The 18,506-nt window shown below is 58.9% G+C and carries 25 protein-coding genes and 1 other RNA gene; 3 read left to right on the plus strand and 23 right to left on the minus strand.

The window, feature by feature from the left end:
* Positions 1-3: 3 nt before the first annotated feature.
* From ACN0RV_RS03790 to ACN0RV_RS03835, 10 genes are all read right to left on the minus strand, one after another.
* Entirely contained in the window at positions 4-192 is a 189-nt protein-coding gene (locus ACN0RV_RS03790) for a hypothetical protein (protein ID WP_417345715.1), read from the minus strand.
* Positions 192-1,688, minus strand: a complete 1,497-nt coding sequence (locus ACN0RV_RS03795) for a phage minor head protein (RefSeq protein WP_417345717.1) — start codon at positions 1,686-1,688, stop codon at positions 192-194. The genes ACN0RV_RS03790 and ACN0RV_RS03795 overlap by 1 nt, the downstream gene beginning before the upstream one ends.
* The gene (locus ACN0RV_RS03800; protein ID WP_417345718.1) at positions 1,681-3,330 is read right to left on the minus strand and encodes a DUF935 domain-containing protein; all 1,650 of its coding nucleotides are present in this window, start codon (positions 3,328-3,330) and stop codon (positions 1,681-1,683) included. Before ACN0RV_RS03800 ends, ACN0RV_RS03795 begins: the two co-directional genes overlap by 8 nt.
* On the minus strand, positions 3,330-4,892 hold the full coding sequence (locus ACN0RV_RS03805) for a terminase large subunit domain-containing protein (protein WP_417345720.1): 1,563 nt from the start codon (positions 4,890-4,892) through the stop codon (positions 3,330-3,332). Before ACN0RV_RS03805 ends, ACN0RV_RS03800 begins: the two co-directional genes overlap by 1 nt.
* A complete protein-coding gene (locus ACN0RV_RS03810; RefSeq protein WP_417345721.1) occupies positions 4,892-5,455 on the minus strand; it encodes a DUF3486 family protein in 564 nt (187 codons plus the stop codon). Before ACN0RV_RS03810 ends, ACN0RV_RS03805 begins: the two co-directional genes overlap by 1 nt.
* 1 nt (position 5,456) lies before the next feature.
* Positions 5,457-5,753, minus strand: a complete 297-nt coding sequence (locus tag ACN0RV_RS03815) for an ArsR family transcriptional regulator (RefSeq protein ID WP_417345723.1) — start codon at positions 5,751-5,753, stop codon at positions 5,457-5,459.
* Positions 5,753-6,115, minus strand: a complete 363-nt coding sequence (locus ACN0RV_RS03820) for a DUF2730 family protein (RefSeq protein ID WP_417345725.1) — start codon at positions 6,113-6,115, stop codon at positions 5,753-5,755. The genes ACN0RV_RS03815 and ACN0RV_RS03820 overlap by 1 nt, the downstream gene beginning before the upstream one ends.
* A complete protein-coding gene (locus tag ACN0RV_RS03825) occupies positions 6,108-6,323 on the minus strand; it encodes a TraR/DksA C4-type zinc finger protein (protein ID WP_417345727.1) in 216 nt (71 codons plus the stop codon). The genes ACN0RV_RS03820 and ACN0RV_RS03825 overlap by 8 nt, the downstream gene beginning before the upstream one ends.
* A complete protein-coding gene (locus ACN0RV_RS03830) occupies positions 6,316-6,852 on the minus strand; it encodes a hypothetical protein (protein WP_417345729.1) in 537 nt (178 codons plus the stop codon). The genes ACN0RV_RS03825 and ACN0RV_RS03830 overlap by 8 nt, the downstream gene beginning before the upstream one ends.
* Positions 6,853-7,123: 271 nt before the next feature.
* On the minus strand, positions 7,124-7,537 hold the full coding sequence (locus tag ACN0RV_RS03835; RefSeq protein ID WP_417345730.1) for a DUF5675 family protein: 414 nt from the start codon (positions 7,535-7,537) through the stop codon (positions 7,124-7,126).
* Between the two features lie 466 nt (positions 7,538-8,003).
* Between ACN0RV_RS03835 and ACN0RV_RS03840 the strand changes: the two genes are divergently transcribed.
* Positions 8,004-8,720, plus strand: a complete 717-nt coding sequence (locus ACN0RV_RS03840) for a hypothetical protein (protein ID WP_417345732.1) — start codon at positions 8,004-8,006, stop codon at positions 8,718-8,720.
* A 19-nt stretch (positions 8,721-8,739) separates the two neighbouring features.
* Here ACN0RV_RS03840 and ACN0RV_RS03845 read toward each other — a convergent pair whose 3' ends face one another.
* Complete coding sequence (locus tag ACN0RV_RS03845; RefSeq protein ID WP_417345734.1) at positions 8,740-9,108, minus strand: hypothetical protein; 369 nt, start codon at positions 9,106-9,108, stop codon at positions 8,740-8,742.
* Between the two features lie 133 nt (positions 9,109-9,241).
* Here ACN0RV_RS03845 and ACN0RV_RS03850 point away from each other — a divergent pair, with 133 nt between their 5' ends.
* Positions 9,242-10,534, plus strand: a complete 1,293-nt coding sequence (locus ACN0RV_RS03850; RefSeq protein ID WP_417345736.1) for a hypothetical protein — start codon at positions 9,242-9,244, stop codon at positions 10,532-10,534.
* Here the strand turns inward: ACN0RV_RS03850 and ACN0RV_RS03855 are convergent.
* From ACN0RV_RS03855 to ACN0RV_RS03910, 12 genes are all read right to left on the minus strand, one after another.
* Entirely contained in the window at positions 10,455-10,880 is a 426-nt protein-coding gene (locus tag ACN0RV_RS03855) for a Mor transcription activator family protein (RefSeq protein ID WP_417345738.1), read from the minus strand. The genes ACN0RV_RS03850 and ACN0RV_RS03855 overlap by 80 nt on opposite strands.
* A complete protein-coding gene (locus ACN0RV_RS03860; RefSeq protein WP_417345740.1) occupies positions 10,877-11,431 on the minus strand; it encodes a gp16 family protein in 555 nt (184 codons plus the stop codon). The genes ACN0RV_RS03855 and ACN0RV_RS03860 overlap by 4 nt, the downstream gene beginning before the upstream one ends.
* Positions 11,432-11,450: 19 nt before the next feature.
* Positions 11,451-11,521: hammerhead ribozyme type II (locus tag ACN0RV_RS03865), an RNA gene on the minus strand.
* Between the two features lie 3 nt (positions 11,522-11,524).
* Positions 11,525-11,737, minus strand: coding sequence for an ANR family transcriptional regulator (locus ACN0RV_RS03870; protein ID WP_417345742.1), 213 nt, complete (start codon positions 11,735-11,737; stop codon positions 11,525-11,527).
* A 9-nt stretch (positions 11,738-11,746) separates the two neighbouring features.
* Positions 11,747-12,373, minus strand: coding sequence for a DUF3164 family protein (locus tag ACN0RV_RS03875; RefSeq protein ID WP_417345744.1), 627 nt, complete (start codon positions 12,371-12,373; stop codon positions 11,747-11,749).
* Positions 12,348-12,620: a hypothetical protein gene (locus ACN0RV_RS03880; RefSeq protein ID WP_417345746.1), complete on the minus strand. Its 273-nt coding sequence runs from the start codon at positions 12,618-12,620 to the stop codon at positions 12,348-12,350. The genes ACN0RV_RS03875 and ACN0RV_RS03880 overlap by 26 nt, the downstream gene beginning before the upstream one ends.
* The gene (locus tag ACN0RV_RS03885) at positions 12,617-12,871 is read right to left on the minus strand and encodes a hypothetical protein (RefSeq protein WP_417345748.1); all 255 of its coding nucleotides are present in this window, start codon (positions 12,869-12,871) and stop codon (positions 12,617-12,619) included. Before ACN0RV_RS03885 ends, ACN0RV_RS03880 begins: the two co-directional genes overlap by 4 nt.
* Positions 12,868-13,395 carry a hypothetical protein gene (locus tag ACN0RV_RS03890; protein WP_417345750.1) on the minus strand — a complete coding sequence of 176 codons (528 nt, stop codon included), beginning with the start codon at positions 13,393-13,395 and terminating at the stop codon, positions 12,868-12,870. The genes ACN0RV_RS03885 and ACN0RV_RS03890 overlap by 4 nt, the downstream gene beginning before the upstream one ends.
* The gene (locus tag ACN0RV_RS03895) at positions 13,392-13,946 is read right to left on the minus strand and encodes a helix-turn-helix domain-containing protein (protein WP_417345752.1); all 555 of its coding nucleotides are present in this window, start codon (positions 13,944-13,946) and stop codon (positions 13,392-13,394) included. Before ACN0RV_RS03895 ends, ACN0RV_RS03890 begins: the two co-directional genes overlap by 4 nt.
* 39 nt (positions 13,947-13,985) lie before the next feature.
* Positions 13,986-14,675 (minus strand): AAA family ATPase, encoded by a 690-nt coding sequence (locus ACN0RV_RS03900; RefSeq protein ID WP_417345754.1) that lies wholly within the window; start codon positions 14,673-14,675, stop codon positions 13,986-13,988.
* Positions 14,676-14,689: 14 nt separating this feature from the next.
* Positions 14,690-16,936 carry a DDE-type integrase/transposase/recombinase gene (locus ACN0RV_RS03905; protein WP_417345755.1) on the minus strand — a complete coding sequence of 749 codons (2,247 nt, stop codon included), beginning with the start codon at positions 16,934-16,936 and terminating at the stop codon, positions 14,690-14,692.
* Entirely contained in the window at positions 16,929-17,156 is a 228-nt protein-coding gene (locus tag ACN0RV_RS03910) for a hypothetical protein (RefSeq protein WP_417345757.1), read from the minus strand. The genes ACN0RV_RS03905 and ACN0RV_RS03910 overlap by 8 nt, the downstream gene beginning before the upstream one ends.
* 200 nt (positions 17,157-17,356) lie before the next feature.
* Between ACN0RV_RS03910 and ACN0RV_RS03915 the strand changes: the two genes are divergently transcribed.
* Entirely contained in the window at positions 17,357-18,046 is a 690-nt protein-coding gene (locus ACN0RV_RS03915; protein WP_417345759.1) for an XRE family transcriptional regulator, read from the plus strand.
* Positions 18,047-18,506 lie beyond the last annotated feature (460 nt).

Below are 18,506 nucleotides of genomic sequence, written 5' to 3' on the forward strand. Positions count from 1 at the left end.
GGCCTAGCCTCGATCGTGGAGTTGCTGCAGCAGCTCCATATCCGCCCCGGCGTACAGGGCTTCCCACAGCTCGCCGATTAGCGCCTTCTCCTGGCCCCTGGCTTGCTCTTCCAAAGTTTCCAACTGCCGCACTGTGTCTAGGGTGTAGGGTTGCTGCTGCATCAGCGCCTGGGCTTTCTCTAATGTCTTCATCACTTCTCCTTGTTCTGTCTTGAGTGTAGGGCGCTGCTAATGGCTTTGGCTATCGCTTTATCCATCCAGGCCGCCATAGCCGAGTCATGGCGGCGCATCCCCTCGGGGGCCAGCAGGTAGGCCGCAAAGGCTTCGGCGAACTGCTCCTGATGATTGGTCCAGCCGTAGCGGGTATTAAAGCGGGCGCTCCTGGGCGCGGCTTCACTATCGATGGCGTAATGCACCTGGTGCCCCAGTTCATGCAGCCAGGTGGCCAGGATGCCAGCGGCATCGCCGGCCTGGGCGCGCACATGGCTGCTGACGCTCCAGTGCAGGTATCGGTCACCACTGTTGTTGCGGCTGGGGTAGCGGTTGGGGCCGGTGTTGTTGACGCACTGCTCTATCACCTCGGCGGCAGCGGTTAACACCTTGTCTATCTCCACCTTATTTAGACGGTCGCCCGCCTTGGCTTTGACCACCACATGGTTGAAGCTCTTAGAGGTAAAGCCATTAACTTTGGTGGGTTTGCGGCAGGTAAACTGCCAGCCTACCCCGCCCAGGGGCTTATCCAGGTAACGGGCCACCTCTTCGGCCACGCCCCTGCTGGCCTTGCTGCGGGCGCTCATCTCCCCCTGCTTTAATATCAGCGTCTGGGTACCGGCGGCGCTGAGGAACTGCTGCAGGCGCTGCTGGCTCTCCTGGGGAAGGCCGGTAACCAGCGCATCCAGGCCGTTGGCGTTCACCCCTTTGACGGTGGAGAACAGCGACTCGACGATTTGGCGCCTGAGCAGGCGCTTCTCCAGGGGCAGCTTGCTGGCCAGTTGCTGCCTAAGCTTGACGTTCTCCTGGGCCAGACTGGTGGGCTGGTAGTCAAAGCCGGGGTCTATCCCCTTGGGCACCTGATGCACCTCGCCGGTGGCCCTGTCCACCCACTCATAGCTGCCGCCCTGGGGCGCAGGGCCCACCTTGAGGCCACGGGCCTTAAGCTGGCGCTCGGACAGACTGTACTTCTTGCACTTGCAGCCCCAGCCGTTCTGGGGACTGTGGGTTTTCCACCAGGGGTGGTCGACCGGCAGCACCAGATTATGCCATTTCAGGTGCCACTCCCTGGGGTGGAGGCTGTCGCCATGCTGATAAAGGGCATAGGGGCGGCGGGCCTTAGCCAGTTGGATCTGCTGCTCGCGCCCGGCGTTATAGGCCTGGCGCAGATTGGTCTCATACACCACCTGGGCACGCCACCCTGGGCTGCCGTTAAACGCCCAGCCATGGCGGGCTGCGATGTCGTTAAACTGGCGTTTAAAGGCGTGCAGCGAGGTGCCGCTGGCGATGGCGTCGTCCACCGCCTGGCGCAAATCGGACAGCAGATCGGTTTTCATGGCCCCGGCCACCATAAAGGCGCGGTTGTGGGCCTGCTGCCAGACATCGGCCCAGCGCTCGCTGGGGGTGTCGAGCTTGCCCCGAAAGAAGCTGACTGCCTTATCGAAAGGCAGGCCGCCGTATTGGGCCGGGCTAGTCATCACCCTGCCCCTCTGCTGACTGCTCTGACTCTTGGCCGCTCCCCTCCTGCGCTTCCTCCTCGACCTCTACCTGACCCAGCAGGAAGGCGGCGGCCATGGCCTGCTGCATCAGCGCCTGTAATTCACTTTGATCCAGCTGACTCTCCAGGGTGAGCAGTTGCTCACGCAGCTCCTCCAGACTGGTGGCCTGCATCACCATCTGCCGCACCGGCTCGGTGAGCGACTGCATCAACGGCGCAGCCTGGGCTTCGAGCTGGTTGGTAAAGCCGTCCAGGTTGTCGGCGCTCTGCTGCGCTTGCGTTTGTGTTTGGGGCTGAGGCTGGGCTTCCAGGGCGGCGAGGGGCACGGGCTTGGCTAGCTCTGGCAGTGGCTCGGTGCCAGGCTTGGCGGTGTCACCGGTGAGCACCGCTTCCCCTTCTTTGGCTTCGGGGATCTGCAGTTTGTCGTGGGCCCAGCTGACGGCGATGCGCATGCCGCTGCCCGCCAGCTTGGGCAGGGCTTCGGAGAAGGTGCCGATGTCCTCGGGGTCGGTGGTGTCGAACTCGAACCGGGGCAAGCGCCTGGGACTGTGGTAGCTGCGGCCATTGAGCATATACAGCGGCCCCACCACATCGCGGGTAAGCGTGGCGGCAAGCTGGGTAAGGTCGGCATCGCGGATTTCGGTGCGCACCTCGTTGTGGACGTTGCCCAGGGCGTTGGTGGAGCTTTTGCCGTCGGCCCCGCTGGTGAGGGTGGCCCCGAGGATGGCTTTGCTGAGCACCTTGTCCATGTAGGTGATCATCAGCTCGAAGGGCCCGGCCTGGCCGTCTGCGGCGTTGTGAAAGTCGATGGCCATCCCCTTGGGCATGATGCCGCCGGCGTTGTGGCCAATGCTCATTACCGCCCGCATCAAATCCCGCTTCTCCTGCTCGCTGGCGCCGCTGGGGTATTGCCCCAGACGCAGGGGCAGGCCGTAGATCTCCAGAAACTCTGCCAGGTCGCGGACGCTGTAGTTTTTAAAGATGAAAGGCCACACCAACTGGCGCACCAGGCCACCCCGCCCCAGATAGCCGGACTTGGCCTGGTGGGTGTGGGTTATCCAGCCCATGGGCCACAGCTCAGCCCCTTCGGCGCTGGCGTCGCGCAGGCGCAGCTGATTGCGGTTGTCCGGGTGGGTCTGAAACCAGGCCGGATCGCGGAACTGGGGCGGGTCGAGCAGTTGATGACGACCATCGGCCACCCACTGATGCTCCAGGCAGGCGAAGCCCTTAAGAATGGCGTCGCTCATGTCGCGAATGGCATCGGGCAGCCAGCCGCCATCTTCCAGCATTGCCTGGATCATGGCGGCGTCTTTCTTCTCCTGGGCGCTGGCATCCCTGGGCGGGGTAATTGTCCAGTCCACCGGCAGCAGCGCCAGCTTGCGCTTGCTCAGTTCGGCAAACAGATGGCCGTCTTTCTCTTCCAGATCTTCGGCCAGTTCGCACTGGGCGATAAGGTCGCCGCGCTCGGCGGCCTGCAATATCTCCGCCGCTCTGGCCGGGGTCAGCCCCAGGCTGGGATGGTCGGAGTAATGGCGCTGCAGGTGGCCCAGGCGCACATCGTCGGTTTGTTGCTTGTTGCGGTTACGCCCCAGCCGGGCGCGAATTTGCTCTGGAGTGGCCATTACCAACATCCTTTTTCATTGCTGGGCATGTCGTCCGGGCTGCTGGCGCCCAGGGGGCGCTTGCCGGGCAGGGATTCAAACTCGATGGGTGCGCCGTCCAGGGTGGAGGCGTACACCATGAGGCATTTACTGATGGCGGCGTCGCCATGGCGCTCTTTGCTCTGGCCGGTGCGCTCCTCGATGCGGGGTACACCCCGGCGGTTGATGGCGATGGCGCGCAGGTCGGCCAGGGTGTCGGCGTCTCTGGGGATGGTGATCAGCGCGTCTTCGAAATGGGCCTTGAAGCGGGGCATGTGCTCCCGGTACCAGGACTCGGTGAGCATGATGCACTCCACCAGTTCATAGCCGTATCGGTCGCGGGTCTCCTCCGCCAGCTGCTGGCCGTTGCCCCGAGCGTCCAGGGCCGCGCCGCGCAGCCTGGGCAGGCGATCCATCACATGCCAGAGGATCTGCTTCTGCTGACTAAAGGGGATGTTCTTCAGCTCGATTTGCAGCTTGTTGGTGAGGTGCAGGCTCTGGCTGATTTCGGCGACGTCGATAACGGTAAGGTCACCAGAGCGGGCGAAGTCTTCCCCCAGGCAGTGCCCCAGAGCCGGATTGAGAGCGCCCAGCACCGGCTGCAGGTGCTGCTGGCACCAGCTTAAGATCTCCGCCGCTCGCAGCCCTTCGGGCCAGCGGGCAAAGTCGTCGTTCTTGGCCAGGCGCAATATGGGGCCGCTGTCCTGGGCGCTGGCCATGCGGGCCTCGATGAGGGCGCGATTCAAATAAGCGCCGCCACCGGATTTGGGCTTGCAGTAATACTCCTCCAGGGCGTCCTCTTCCGAGGCGGTATCGCGCAGCAGATCCGCTTTCCATTGGTCTTCTGCCTGTTGGCTCCAGAGCATGCCCTTTATTTGGCAGATGCGTTTATACAGCCCTTCCCGGCAAGCGGTGTCGATGTCGACGGTGTGTACCTGGTAGCGCTTTTTTCCGGCCCGGCTGTCGGTGATGATTTCGTTAAACAGGTTTTCATCACCATTGTGGGTAGAGATAAGCCGCACCTTTGCGCCCCACATGGTGAGTGCCAGGGCGGCCTTTAATACTTCGGCCAGGCGTTCGTGAAACGCCGCTTCGTCGATGGTGACATTGCCCTGCATGCCGCGCAGGTTGCTGGGGTTGGAGGAGAGCGCCTGAATTTTAAAACCGGACTCGAAGTAGATAACGAAGGTGAGAATATCTTTGTCTTCGTCTTCGATGATCTCCTCTTCAATATCACCGGCGGCTTTATTAAACGCCTTGGCCCACATGGCGGCGGCGTCGATAAATTCCCGCGCCATCTCTTTATTGGAGCCCACATAGAAATGGTTGGTGCCATTGGCGGCGCGACTGGCGGCGGCGGTTAATACCGCATCGGCGGCTTCGGCCCAGGTCAGGCCGGTTCGGCGAGACTTCTCGGCAATTTTCAGCGGCGACTGGTCGGCGACCCAGCGCTTTTGATAAGGCAGCAATACCTCATCGGCATCGAACTGATTTATTTCGGCCAGCACCGCCTCGGCAACGGGATGAATAGTGGCGGCGTCCATCAGACTATCCCCAGGATCTCTTTCTTAATGGAGGCCACCGCGTCTTTGGTGAGGCCCGCTTGCCTGGCCACCTTCTCGGCGGCTTCGCTGGCTTCTTCGGCAAAGGCTTTGCGGATCTCTTTCTCCCGCTTGTGGCTGCTCATGGCGGCGGCTTCCAGGCGCTGGACGGCGAGCATGGCGTCTTTAATCAAGCCCACATCGGCCTCTTCTTCATTGCCGTTTAATAGCGCCTTAAACAGTTGAGTGCGGGCCATCTCCAGAATCAGTTTGGTGACTTCGCCGGTGGGTTTGTCCCCCAGCTCGGCCACCCACACCTGGGTAACCTCGCGCACTTCACGCAGCTCTTTGCCGATGGCCTCCACCTTGGTGGCGTAGCGGTTGATGCCAGCGCGGGAGAGCTGGGCCTCCTCGGGCAGGCCCGCCGTCTGAATAAGGGCATTGACCTCATCCAGCAGCTCGGCCTGGGTGATGGAGCCATCGCGCAGCCCGGCATCCAGACGCTTGCGGATGTCGTCGGGCAGCAGGTCGACCTTGGAGCGGCGGCCTCGGGTGGGCTTGTCCATATCACTCACCTGCCCTGGGGCGCTTTACGCCGCTGACCACGGCACGACCGGTGGAGACGTCCTGGCCGCGCTCGGTGAGCTGGGCTTTGCGGGTAGTGCCTATGGTGTGCAGGGTGACCAGGGACTGCTCTGCCAGCCAGTCGAGCTGGATGCGCAGGCCGTCGCGGCTGATGTCGAGCCCATAGGCGATAAGGCCATCCTGGAGGATGGACTCGTTAAGATCGAAGCCGGGTACTTCGGCTAGTAGGCGCAAGATCACCAAGCGTTGGTGCTCCTGCATGATGGTTTTAAGCGCCATTACTCTCCCCTTAATTCGTTTTCCAGTAGCAGGTCGGTTTTGTTTTCCAGCCGGTTGAGCTGCTCTTTGGTGCCTTCCATGGTGGCCGACAGCCCGGATAGGGTTCTGTCCAGGCGGCGAATGTCGTCGGCACTGGGCATGTGCTCCAGCCGGGTTTCGATGTGGCCCAGGCGCGTTTCCACCTGGCCGATGCGCTTGCCCTGGTTCTTGGCCAGTTGCTCCACCTGGTCGCGCAGCGCCTGGTGCTGCTCGACGGTGGCGAACTTGGATTTCAGCCAGAGCACGAAGCCGGCAAAGCTGAGCCCTCCCACCAGGGAGAGCAGCTTCCAGTTGCTGTTTATCCAGGTCAGCCAGTTATCCACGTTGCCCCCTGACTTCCCGCAGGCTTTGGCAGTGAATGCAGGTAGCCACGCCAGGCAGGGCCGCCAACCGCCGAGGGCTGATAGCCTCGCCGCAGTCGTTGCAATGGCCGGGCTGTTCGGCGGCTTCACCGGACTGCCGGCATGCCGCCAGAGCCTGGCTGCGCTGCTGCTGTTCCAGTTCGCTGGCTTTGTCCAACCAATCAGCCACGGCTGCCCTCCCTGGCCAGATCTTTCTCCTTGGAGCTGCGGCTGGTGCCCAGCCAGTAGCCCACCCCGGTGGCAAAGAAGCCGGCGATTTGGCCCGCCACGTACACCACCAGATCGCGGTTGGCATTTGGGATGGCCAGCTTGAAAAGGGCCCAGGTGACCGCCGACATCATGATGAACAGGCCCACGGTGAGCAGGGCCGGCATCCAGTGATCCCGGTGTTTGCTGCGGGCGTCCTGCACATCCTTGAGGCGGTTGGCTTCGCGCTGGGCGTCGATGCGGGCCAGCTCTACCTCCAGGCTGGTGTTGATGTTCTTAAGCTCCAGCAACTGCTCTGGCGGCAGCTGGCTGAGGGCCTGCTCCAGCTGCTGCTGGGGGTTGGGTTTGCCCGCCACCACTTCTGTGATGCCGGCGACCTTGTCGGCCACCTCGGCGGTGGAGCCGCCAAACAGGGCCCCAACGCCGCGAATGATGCTGGGGCCGGCTTTAAGCAAAGTGGTGCCGATGGCGGTCAGGGTTACCGGATCCATGTTGGGCTCCTTGTGGCTTGGGCCCGCGCTCGGGCGATGTGCAGTTGGGTGACGGCGTTCCAGCCGTGCTCGAAGCTCGATTGCCGGGTGGCGTGATGGCTGTGCAGCGGTGGCGTATCCGGCACTTGGCCTTGCAGCTCGGCGCTGAGGCGTGCCTGAAAGCCCTGGCGGGCGCACTCACGTAAGCGGCGGTTGCGAATGGTCACCTTGGTGGTGGCCTGGCGCTGCTGCCGGGTTGGCCTATTGGGCTGCGCTGTATGGGAGGCGTGCATCAGGCCACCTCCAGCCAGTGCTCTTCGCCCGCCAGCTCTTCAAACAGGGCGGTTTCTGCCTGCTTGGAGTGGATGACCGCCCACTGGTCGCGCAGCACACCGAACTTCAACCCAGGGGCAATGCAGCCTTCCAGGTGCTCCACCAGGTTGGCGGCATGGATAAGGATGTGGGTGCGCAGGCCCCGGAAGATACCAACCCCCAGGGAGGCGGATTCCAGAGCGTAGACCTTGCCGAACTTGGGGCTGTCGTGGGGCTTTAACCGATAGCGGCCCGCCGGAATGCAACTGACATTGGGCAGGTTGTTCTGCCAGGGGCGCTCCAGCATGACGCACACCTGGCTGCCATCACTGCGGTGCAGCGTGCCAAAGGTGCCGTGGTCAAAGTGGCGGCGTTTGAGGTGATAGGTAGCCATAGGGCCTCCGGTCAATCGGTGTAAACCGAGTGTGACCGGAAGCGGCTAGGGCTTGGGGGGGAAGGGTTTCAGGAATATTTTCAACCAACTAGACCAATTTTAACCACCCTAAACGGATGCTTAACACTCTAATCTATATGATAAATTGCTTGCCAAGCGACTTGATATCACGATAATGTCAACCAATAATTGATCTAGACAATGCTCAATCTTTATGTATATCAAAAAGGACTGTTCAGATGGCTAACTCTCGAGCTCCACTCAAGCCACTGTCGGCGTCCGAAAGAAACAGGATTGCCAGCAGTGCAGGAAGAAGATCCTTCGCACCCGAAGGTAGCTGCAATAGCGTAAAAAGTAGTTCAAACCGTTCCAGTCACGAAGCAAAGTTCGCAAAAGCAATGTCAGAAACATTGAAAAAGTATTAATATTCAGTATCATAAGGCCAGTTTCGAAACTGGCCTTTTTTATGTCTGATACCTCTCCTAAATTGAAGCGCTCATGGGTTTTTCAAAAGTTAGTCGCAAACAACACCGACTACGAAGGCCTGATTGCATACTCGCTGTACAAGGTCAGTAAAACCCAATTTGCAGAGAGTCTTAGGGCACAAAGCAAATCTGATGATGAAATAGATGAGCATTTGAGGCAGATGCATGAACAAGTCAGCCAAACTCCTGCTCAGCTAGCAAGTTATCGAAAGGATGCCCAGCACGTACTCCAAAACCTCACAGACAGCATTGAGAATGATGTTCGCAGTGCTCTATCACCCCAGCTAGAGAAAGCTCAACGAGAGCTGCAGGCTGAAAAACAGGCCGTTGAAAAGCGTATTAAAGCTGCCAAAAAGAAGGCTATTGATGACTTCAAGCGCCAGCTCAAGCTTGACCCAAACCTAAAGCCATCCCGCGCCGCAAGGTTTGGTGACTGGCTGCTTTCAGGAGCCGCAGGAGTGTTTGTTGCTGCGTTGGTTTCAGTCGCTGGTTACGGAATCATCTACTCAACGGTCTCGGATGAATTTAAAGTCCGAGTGCTTCGGGATTGGTTGCAGCAGGCCCAAACCGCCCTGAACAAAAATCAAGAAAATCCCCCCTCTTTACCTGTAGGCTCTCCCAAAAGGACAACTTTAGAAAGTCGGGGAACAGAAAACCTTGCTGATCAACAGCAGGCATCCTCTCCAACTCTGAAATGAGTATAAAGGAAAGAAGCTTCTATTCACTTCTTTCCTGACCATGGAGGAATTTGCGAATCCAAATCGTATTTTTTACTCCTCCTGCAACAACCCTTGCCAAGACAATCCAAAACAACGAAGAGATCAGCAGGCTTAAAGACCAGACTAGGCCGATGGGGTCGATCTCCTTTCGCATATATCCCACCTCCACCAAGCCGATGGTAAACAGCAGGTAGAAGGCTCCTATTGTTCCGCCGATGCCCACCAGAGTGCCCAGCAGGTTCAGAGCCCACACCGAGCGTTCTCCGGGGATGGGAGCGGGGTTATCCTTCTCTACAATCTGCTTCAGGTCGCAGCGGGGGCAGAGTTCATCGGCATTGAGTGGCCGTTGGCAGTTGGTGCAGTTCATAGGATCTCCTTATCGCAGTTGCACAGGCACTTCCAAAGCTACCACTACCAACAGATTCGGCCAATGGCGCCCACAAGCAGATTAGGTGTAACATACTGTTGTTAAATCATAAAGCTAGAGGTCAAGTGTACCAATGGACTGCAATGCTCCTACCCCAGAATCCCGCCAGCCCCAAAAGCCCTGGGAGCGCACTATCGGAATACTTCTCCTAACCATGGTTGTATGGGCGATCAGTCAGGGAGACTGGAGCAAGGTCATTTCCTTCAAGGAAGAGGATGTCAGGAGCTTTTTTGAGGTTTATGGCGCTTGGCTTTTCATTGCCGCCATATCGGTAATGATTACCTGGGAGCATCAATTCTTTCAGCCAAGATATGAACTAAAAAAGGCCAAGAAAGAACAAATAGGCCTGACAGAAAATGCCTGGTTTCGGCGGGCGCTGCTTTACCCAGTTTTGTGCGCGTTTACTCTAGGGGCTTGCATTTATGCATGCAACTTCGAAACTCTGTCTCCCCACAGCACAGAAGCTCAAGACGCAACCACATACCTGAACTTTCTCTGGGGATTCTTCAAGGCTCCTACCGCCATCTTGTCTCTGGCTGTTCCACTAGCAGCTTGGACTGTAGCGCATCATCGGACGAAGCTCACTATTGCATCATTAAAACGTCAAGAAGAGGCTCTCCAACACCAAAGAAGAGTGTTCGATGCACAAGAAAAAAAGCGAGTAGAAGATTCTTACATTAGTGTTCTAAACCACTTGATCAATGTCGTAAAGGCATCCCTAGACGAGAAAAACCCCTTACAAGAAAAATTCATATACAAAGCTCCGGTGCTCATACAGTCACTAATCAACCGCTCTTACTGGGAATGCTCCACTAACGATACAGCTCATCTCGAACCTTTACTTCAGCCTACCATGATAGATTGTTGCGAAACTTTCTGGGAGAGAACCCAAAAGCACTTGAAAGTAGAACTACTAAATTCGTTAGTTCACAAAAAACCATTCCATTGCCTTTCAGCCGAAGAAGTTAGTAACCTTCTAAATGCTCACAATGAGTTTTATGACGCTGCGATAGACCTCGCTGAACATGTAAGAGTGCCTTTCTTGTGTAGAAACATACCTTACAAGGCTGTACTAAGCTTCCCGTTGACTCTAAATACTGTGGTCACGACCATTCAGGATAGCTTGCTTCCTGAGCCAGAGTACGCAGATAAAAACACTGCCCTATACGACCTGTTTGGCCTGGCTATTCCGGCATACTTGGGGTTAAAGGATAGTGAACCAACGTTTGGTGAGGTAATGAAAGTGCTAGAAGAAAGAGCTGGAAAAAATAGCTTAAATTCATACATCAAAACAATTGCTTCTGCCGCCTCGCCATCTCAGCCTGCCGCTGATTCTGGACAATCTGAGCCACCCGCCGCTCAGTAAGCCCATACTGGGCGGCTAGCTGGGCAATGTTGTTGCCCTTGTAGGCCCGCCAGATGGCGATATGGGTAAGCGCCTTCTTCAGGTGGGTGCCGGTGGGGATATAGAGATCTCGCCCGCCCATGTAGGTGCCCAGGGCGGTCACCAGGGCTTCGGCCAATCGCTCAGCATTCGCAATCTTGCGCTCTTCCAGGGTGACCCGAAACAGCTCGGAGAGCGACTGCAGGATGGAGGGCCAGCGTCGGCGCAGGTCTTCCCGTTCGGTTTCCGTTAACCCTTCAAGCGCTTCCAGGGTGGCCTCCAGCTCATCGGCAGTGGAGGCAATCAAATCCAGTTGTTTTTCGCTCACAGCGCCCCCTCGTACTGTTTCACTATGACATCGTAACGGGCCAGGCCGGTGCTGCGCTCGTTGGTGTAGACCGCCTCCCCGCGCTGCTGGATGCGTTCGATAAGCACCCTGCGGTGCCAGGATTTGAGCATCTCCAGTATCTGCATCGCTTGGTGGTGGCGCAGCCAGCCCACGTGGTCCACCTTTGGGCCATTGCCGCGCTCGGTAATGCGGCGCACGTAGGCATCCAGGGCGGTTTCCGAGCCGTCTTGCACCACGCCATGTTTGGCCATGGCGATCCACAAGGCCCGCACCTTATCCACCTGGGGGCTGCGGCTATGGCCGGTCTTTGGGCTAAGGCGCTTGCCCTGCCCTTTGCTGCTGCGACTGCGCGGCTTAAAGCCCAGGCCCTTGAATACCTCCAGCGCCTGTTCCAACTCCGGAAGCGTCATCTGGCTGCAGCTGCTTTTGCCGGTGGCCTGCATCAGGTTGGCGCGATAGTCGTGTTCATCCATGGCCAGCTCGCGCTTGGCGACGTGTATCAGGCGAACGAGTTGTTTTTTCCTGTCCATCTGGTGCGAATTCCCTAAGTGTTGGCTGCTCATCAGTACCGGGCCACCACGCCCGGCAGACCATGGGGGCACGGCCCCCGGGTTTCGCATGAGTTAGTGCCACAGCCTGTCTGCGGCGTTGTTGCAGAAGGCTTTGCGAGTGCGGGCGTAGTCGCCTTCTACATGGCAGGGATGACGGTCGGCCACCTGCTGCCACTTTTCGGCGGCCTGCTGGTAGAGGCCCTGCTGCTCCAGTTGCACTGCTGCCTGGGCATAGGCGCGCACCAGGGCGCGCTCGATGCTCTCTTTAGAGGGGGTGAAGGTCATGGGCTCTCCTTAGGCGCTGGCCAGGTCCAGGGGCAGTTGGCTGTAGCTGCCATTGGGCCGGCGTTGATAGAAGCGCAGGTAGGTGGCGGTGCCCACCACCTGGATGGCATCGCTGATGGCTTCCATGGCCTGCTTCCAGTGGTCATCGTTAATCTCCAGCTGGCGCAGGGAGAGCACCTGGTTGACGTTGATTTGACCCTGCTTGTCTACCTTGAAGGCCTGGTTCACCAGCACCTTGATGTTGTCGTTGGAGCCCTCGCTCCAGCGGTGGATGCAGTCGTCGATGATCCCCTTGGCCACCTGGATGCGTTCGTCGAACACCCGGTGGTCGGCCTTGGCCATGATCACCCGGTACTGGCCGTCGAAACTGGTGAGGGTAACGTTGCCTTTGGTGCCGCCATATTTGACGTCGTACTCGGCGGCGGAAAGGTCGACGAAGGCGAGGATCTCCTCGAAGGCGTTCTGCTTGAACTGGGCCATGGTGCTGCGAATGGTGCCGGCCCGCTTGATGAGGTCGACCACCAGCTCATCGCGCAGCTTGTCCACCGCTTTGATGTTGGCTTCGGGCACCAGGTCGCCTCTGGCGTTCTTGCGGTAACCTGCTGGCAGGTTAGTGTTGGGTTGCATTGTGGTCATCACAGACTCCTTGTTGATGCAGTTCGGTGGCAAGGTCGAGCACTTTGGGCAGTTTGTCCTGGGCCAGCTTGGTGGCGCTGCGCAGCAGCGGCGCCAGGGCCGAGGGCAGCATGTGGGCCAGCTGGTAGCTGAGCAGGTATTCCAGCGCCTGCTCCGGGGTGGCGGTGGCAGGCAGCGCCGGGGCGCTGACCTCCAACTGGGTTTTCCCGCCCTGGTGGCGGATTCTCAGGATGATTTGCTGGCTCATGGGCACTCCTTCCAGCGCACCAGGCAGCTGGCAAAGCGAGTGGTCTTGTACTCGATGCGGCCCTTGGGGCTGTTCTCGATGATGGCGGTTTGGGTGCCGGGCAAAGGCCGGCAGGGCCGCTCGATTTCGATAAGGGGCAAGGCGCGCCCCAGGTTCACATTGCGCACAAAGCAGCCTTTGGTTTTCAGCCGTTGAACTGCCGTTAAACAGGTTTTAAGGCGCTGTTCCACCGCCTGGTTTCCCTGAATCATTTGCTCTCCTTGGTCAGTAATCGGTTGTACTTCACCGCCAGGGCGATGAACTCGCCCTTGAGCAGTTGGTATTTGTCGGTGCCCTGCTCTGCCGCTTGCCGTTCCATCTGATGGATTAGGGCATTGGCGTCGCAGCGCTCTCCTGGTCTTCGGGTGGTGAGAGTGGGCTTGTCGTCTATCACCTGGATGTTCAGGGGCGAGCCCATGCGCTCCTCAAGGTGCGAGTGAGGGCAGCCACTGCGACAGGCGCGGTAGAGTTTGATCCGCTGCGGGTTGGTGGCGGCGAAGGGGCGGCACTGGTGTTGCTCGCAGATGTCCTGGGTGATCTCCCCCAGCACCGGGCAGTGAACGCTGATTTTCATCAGCAGCCCTTCCACCTTGCGGGCGATGCGGTCCACATCGCCGGGGTATTTTTCTGCGAGTACCAGGGAGACGGTGGCCGGGCTGACGCCCAACAACTTGGCCACCTTGGCCTGGCTTGAGCGGCCCACCTCTTTTCGAAGGGCTTCTAGCCACAGTTTCATGAGCTGCTTCCTTGGTCAGTAAAGGGGTAAAGCTTGCACTCGTTGTCGTCCCACAGGCCGATGCCCTGGCGCTGGATGGGTGGCCGGGGCCCGGTGTAACGCACCAGGCGAAACAGGTGCGCTTCCCGGTTGCCGTTGTCCTGGCGGCGCAGGTAGCCGGACTGCTCCAGGGCGCGCAGGTAGCGGGCGGCGCTGTTGCGGTGGACGTCGGTCAGGGCGGAAAGCTCCGGGATGGTGATGTGGCGCTTTACCCGGATGGCGTTCCACATTTTCTGGCGCTGACGCTTGGGACTGCGGCTGATGTTGACCTTTTGCCCCTTGCGAGAGCCGGGGCCGAAGGCCATATCATCGGGCGCTACTACGGTGAAGCGCTTGGTAAAGCCGTCGCGGATGCATTCGACCCGGTTCGCCTTCTGCAGGCTGTAGGTGAAGCAGCGCACGGTGTTGATTTCGACGCCTGTTTCCTTGGCTATTTCTGGGTTGGTGAAGCTCGGCTTGGTGAGCATGGCTTCCCAGGCCCGCTGGCGCGGGCTCTTTTGTTTTGCTGTCACTGTCTATTCCCTCAAACGTGTTGCTGTGGCCGGAGAGCCCTACCGCTGCCAGTGCTCCATATCGATGAAATCAAGGCCGGAGACGATGGCTTGTTTTTCTATCTCCTCCAGCATGGCGGCGGCGTTTCGCAGGTTGCCGCCGGTGTCGCGGATGACTTTGCGCAACAGGGTGTCGCCCACTTTGATGCCCTCTTCGAAGAGGGTTTCGACGATGATCTGCAGGTCTTCGAGGTCGGCTGGCTGGAACTCGTAACGCTGGCGAATGCGGCTGTCGAGCTGGGGGATGGTGGCGATCTTCTTGGCGATCTTGTTCATGCCGATGAGCATGATGGTGCAGTCGGTCAGGTCCTGGATGTCGCGAATGGTCTCCAGGATGTCTGGCTGGCCCATGTAGTAGTCGGCCTCGTCGATAAACAGCACCCTGGGGTTCTGAGACAGGGCATCCACGGCCTTGTCGAGACGGGCCCGCTTGGCTCGGGGGATGTCGCGCTCGCCCAGCTCTTTAAGCAGCTGGTCGAGAAAGGTGGAGGTGGTCTCCAGCCGCACGGCACGGATGTAGATGCCGTTGGGGATGGAGTTGAGCAGCCGAATGGTGGCGGTGGTCTTGCCCACCCCTGGAGGGCCGTCGAGCAGGCCGAACCCCGGCAAGGCGCTGGAGCGGTTAAGCAGGGTTAACAGGGTGGAGTTGGCCATATCCACGTTCTTGGTGTACGCACAGAGATCTTTCATTGGAACTCCTTCTCTTACTGATTCACTTTGCTGAGGTTGGGGGTGCCGACCATGCGCTCGATGACTTGCATGAGGTCGGGGTTCTTGTTTCGGAATTTGGCGAGCTTGGCTTTCTCCTCTTCCAGCAGTTCCCGGCGCTGGGCCTGGCGCAGCAGGTATTTGGCTTCGTCCTCTTCGCTGCGAAAGGCGCTGGCTTTGGTGCCGCTCTGTTTGAGGGCGCTTTCGGCACGCAACTGCTGCTGACGACGCTCGGCAAAGGCGGCGCGCTCTTCGTCGCTCATGGCGGGACGTTTGTTGAGTTCGACGCCTGCGGCGGTTTGGGCGCCGGTTAAGGCGCTGCTGCTATGTGGCTGCTGGCTTTTCGGAAATGCGGTGATGCCCTGGTTACGCAGCTTGGCGGCTTGAACGATCTGCTGGGCCATTTCGCCAGGGTTGACGGCTTTGCCGGCTTGGCGCAGCTCTTTGCGTTTCTCGGTGAGGGTGGCGCGCTGCATGGCTTTGGCCTGGGCGGTGAGTTCGCTGAGGCTGAGGCCACTGTCGGCCAGCTGTGGGCACTCGGCCACACAGAGGAAGGCCATGCTGGTGCGTTCGAACACCATGACCCGCCCGACTTCGTCTGGGTCGTGGCTGACGAAAACGGTTTCGCCAATCATGGGGGCCAGCTCCGGTGCCAGGTAGCTGAGGCCTTCGACGACGATGCCAGCGTCTTTGTTGATGGTGCGTTCACCCGCCGGGCGGCCACTTTGGGCAGCCACCGGGGTGAGCAGTAAGTCCAGGCTGCGGGGGTTGCCGATGGTCTGCAAAGGCAGGGTGCAGCTTTGCCAGCGCTGCATGGGGCTCATGCCCAGGGAGCGATGACGGTTATGCAGGTAGAGGTTCTCTATCCAGTCATCGATAACCAACTGCAGCTCTTTGCTGGAGAGGCTGACTTCGATCTGCTCGCTGCTGCCCTTGGCCATGATGCGCTCGGCGAAGGAACGACGGGAGCGGATCTCCTGACGCTTGGCGACGTTGTGGCCGCCGTAACCCGGCAGCAGGGTGCTGATGCCGTGGGCCCAGGTGCGGAAGAAGCGCTCGATGAAGGGCTTTTCATCCCCATGAAAGGGCTTGGTCAGGCACTGCTGTACGCCGACGTTCAGCAAGATGGATTCGATGCGGCGAGAAACGTAGTCCTTACCGTTGTCGGTAACCACGGTCTCTGGTACGCCCAGGGTCAGCAGTGCTTTGCGCAGCAACTGACTGACGGTGGCGGCGCTGGAGGTGGGGACCACCACCACCAGGGGGCGGCGGCTGTAGACGTCGATCATGCCGACGATGGAGTAACGGCCATCGGTCAGCAATACGTCCGATGGGGTGGAGTCCAGCTCCCATACCTGGTTTACCCGGATTACGTCTTCGCCCATGCGACCCCAGGCCACCTGGCGTTTGTTCTTGAAGTCGTCCGGGGCGCGCAGCTGGTGCATCAGCAATGGATTCGCCTGGGCAAAGGCGGTAAGCCAACGGCGACAGGCACTCTCTGAGGGCAGATCCCACTCCAGGCCTTCAACCTGGCTTTTGGACGCGATGAGCTGGAACAGCAGCCTGGGGGTGATGTCGGGCTGGTGGTAGAGCACGCCTTTGCAGTAGCTGAGCATGTCAGGCTGGCGCTCAATCTTAGAGGCGCCCTCCTCCCTTTGATAACGCCCCGCCAGAGCGGCACTGCCATGCGCTTCAAACAGTGAATTCCAGCGGTAGAGGGTGGCGCGGTTTATAGTGCGCACCTGCTGATAGACCTCTTCCCTCAGGGAGAGGGAGCGCTGGTTGAAGGCGTCGATGAAGCGGTTGACCCCTTCCATCTTGCGCTTGGCCTGGGCATAGGGCCCGACGAACGCCCGGAAGGCGGCAACGATGGCGGTTTTGGCACAGGCGCGGTCTGCCCCCCGCTCAGAAAGCTGCATCATGGCCGCCGCGCTGGCTTCGCGCTGCTGCTGTCGCTGCTCGAAGCTTTGCTGATCGTCGCTCTGCTTTTGGGTAGCCACAGCTTTGCCCGAGATAAATGCCGCATCGGTGGTGGCCAGCTCTGCCGCCTGCTGATGCGCCACCTGCACCTGAGCTTCGGGAGGCAGGCAGTCGGAGCGGTACTCCTTGCCCTTTCCTTGCTGACGGCGACGTACCTGATCCGGCGCTGCCAGACGGTTGAGCTTGTCGCGAGTGCGTCGTTCAGAGCCGGGCATGCCAGGTAGGCCACAAGCTTGGGCTGGCGTTAACCAGGTGCTACTCATGAGTGCCTCCAAACAGGTCAAAGCCCAGGGTTTGAGAGAGGTCACTGATGATCGATTTGGACAGCTTGCGCTTAGGCTTACGGTTGTTTTCAGGGGCAAACAACTGGATGCAATGAAGCACGGTTCTAGGGTTGTAACCATGCTGCATTGCCCATGCGCGGCAGGTGAATCCCTTAGCCCTGAGCGCGCCCTGGATGTGATTGGCGGTTTCTATCCTCATACCTAATCCCGTGGTAATATCAATCAGTTATCTGTCGCATTTGGCAACTTACCGAATGCGACATATTTACAGCATTGATCGAGATATATGTCGAGTCAAGAGCTATTTGCTGCGTCCGCAACATATTTGCAGCAAGGCAAGGAATCGAATCCGGTTTATACTCAATGAATCAAGCGGTTACCTTCAAAAGGGACAAGCTAATGAAAAATGGGACAAAACGTCCGAATCCTGAAGAGCAAAAAGGACGGTTCCCTGCGCGATTGGAGAGTTTGTTAGAGGGGCAGAGCCTGCGCTCTTTTTCTCGCAAGGTCGGGATAAGCGATACCACCATCGCTAAGTACCTGTCTGGAGACACAGACCCAACCCTGGGTAAGCTCGAAATGATTGCAGACGCTTGTGGGGTAAGCCTTGCCTGGCTGGTGACGGGACAAGAAGAGAAGGCTGCAGAGGTCTTATCCTCTGAGTTCGATGAAGAGTATGCGCTGATTGACGGCTTCCATGCTTCCGTATCGACCGGCCACGGCACCTCCTGGGACAATGAGCCGGTACGCCGCAAGCTGGCGTTTCGCAAGAAGTGGCTGAGCTACCGTAAGCTGCAACCCGAATCCCTGAAAGTGGTTTTCGCCAAAGGCGACTCCATGGAGCCGACCATCCACAGCGGCGACAGCATCCTGGTGGACGTTTCCATCCAAACCCTGTCCGATGGCAGCATTTTCGTCCTGAGCCTGGGCGGTGACCTCTACGCCAAGCGGCTCTCCAGGCGCTTCGATGGCGGCATCGAGATCATCAGCGACAACAAGGAATACGATAAGCAGATCGTGCCTGCAGATGAGCTTGAGCAGCTCGACATCATCGGCAAGGTGGTGTGGATAGGAAAGGACGTCGACTGATTACAGCGTCCCTTACCAAAGGGACGTTTTCTCACTCCTGCCGACGCGGACGGCAGTTCTCATTACTGGTGACGTCGCCCTCGCGGCGTCCCTTTAAGTTCTCATTCCAGCCGCAGCCAGCCCGAGATCGTTAAATCCTCCATAAAGCCCGTTTTAACGGGGCCTCTCAGCAGATCTCACCCGATCTCATTAGATCCCGGATTTCTCATACCCACTGACGTCCTACAATCAAGACACGTATCGCAGCCTAACGTCGGCTCCGCCAACAAGCACAACTCTTACACCGTCTCATAATCACTTAGTCGTGGGCTCAAACCTCTCCGGTGCCACCATATACAGAAAGCGCAGCAAATTAGTAACCGCTTTGCCTTTATTTTTTGTGCCGCGCATGTGCCGCCTTTGGCATCAATAGAACGGCCAAGTTGAGAGCATCTGATCGGACTATACATCCATCGCTTTC

Origin of the sequence: Ferrimonas sp., assembly GCF_048263965.1 — a bacterium.
Lineage (GTDB): Bacteria > Pseudomonadota > Gammaproteobacteria > Enterobacterales > Shewanellaceae > Ferrimonas.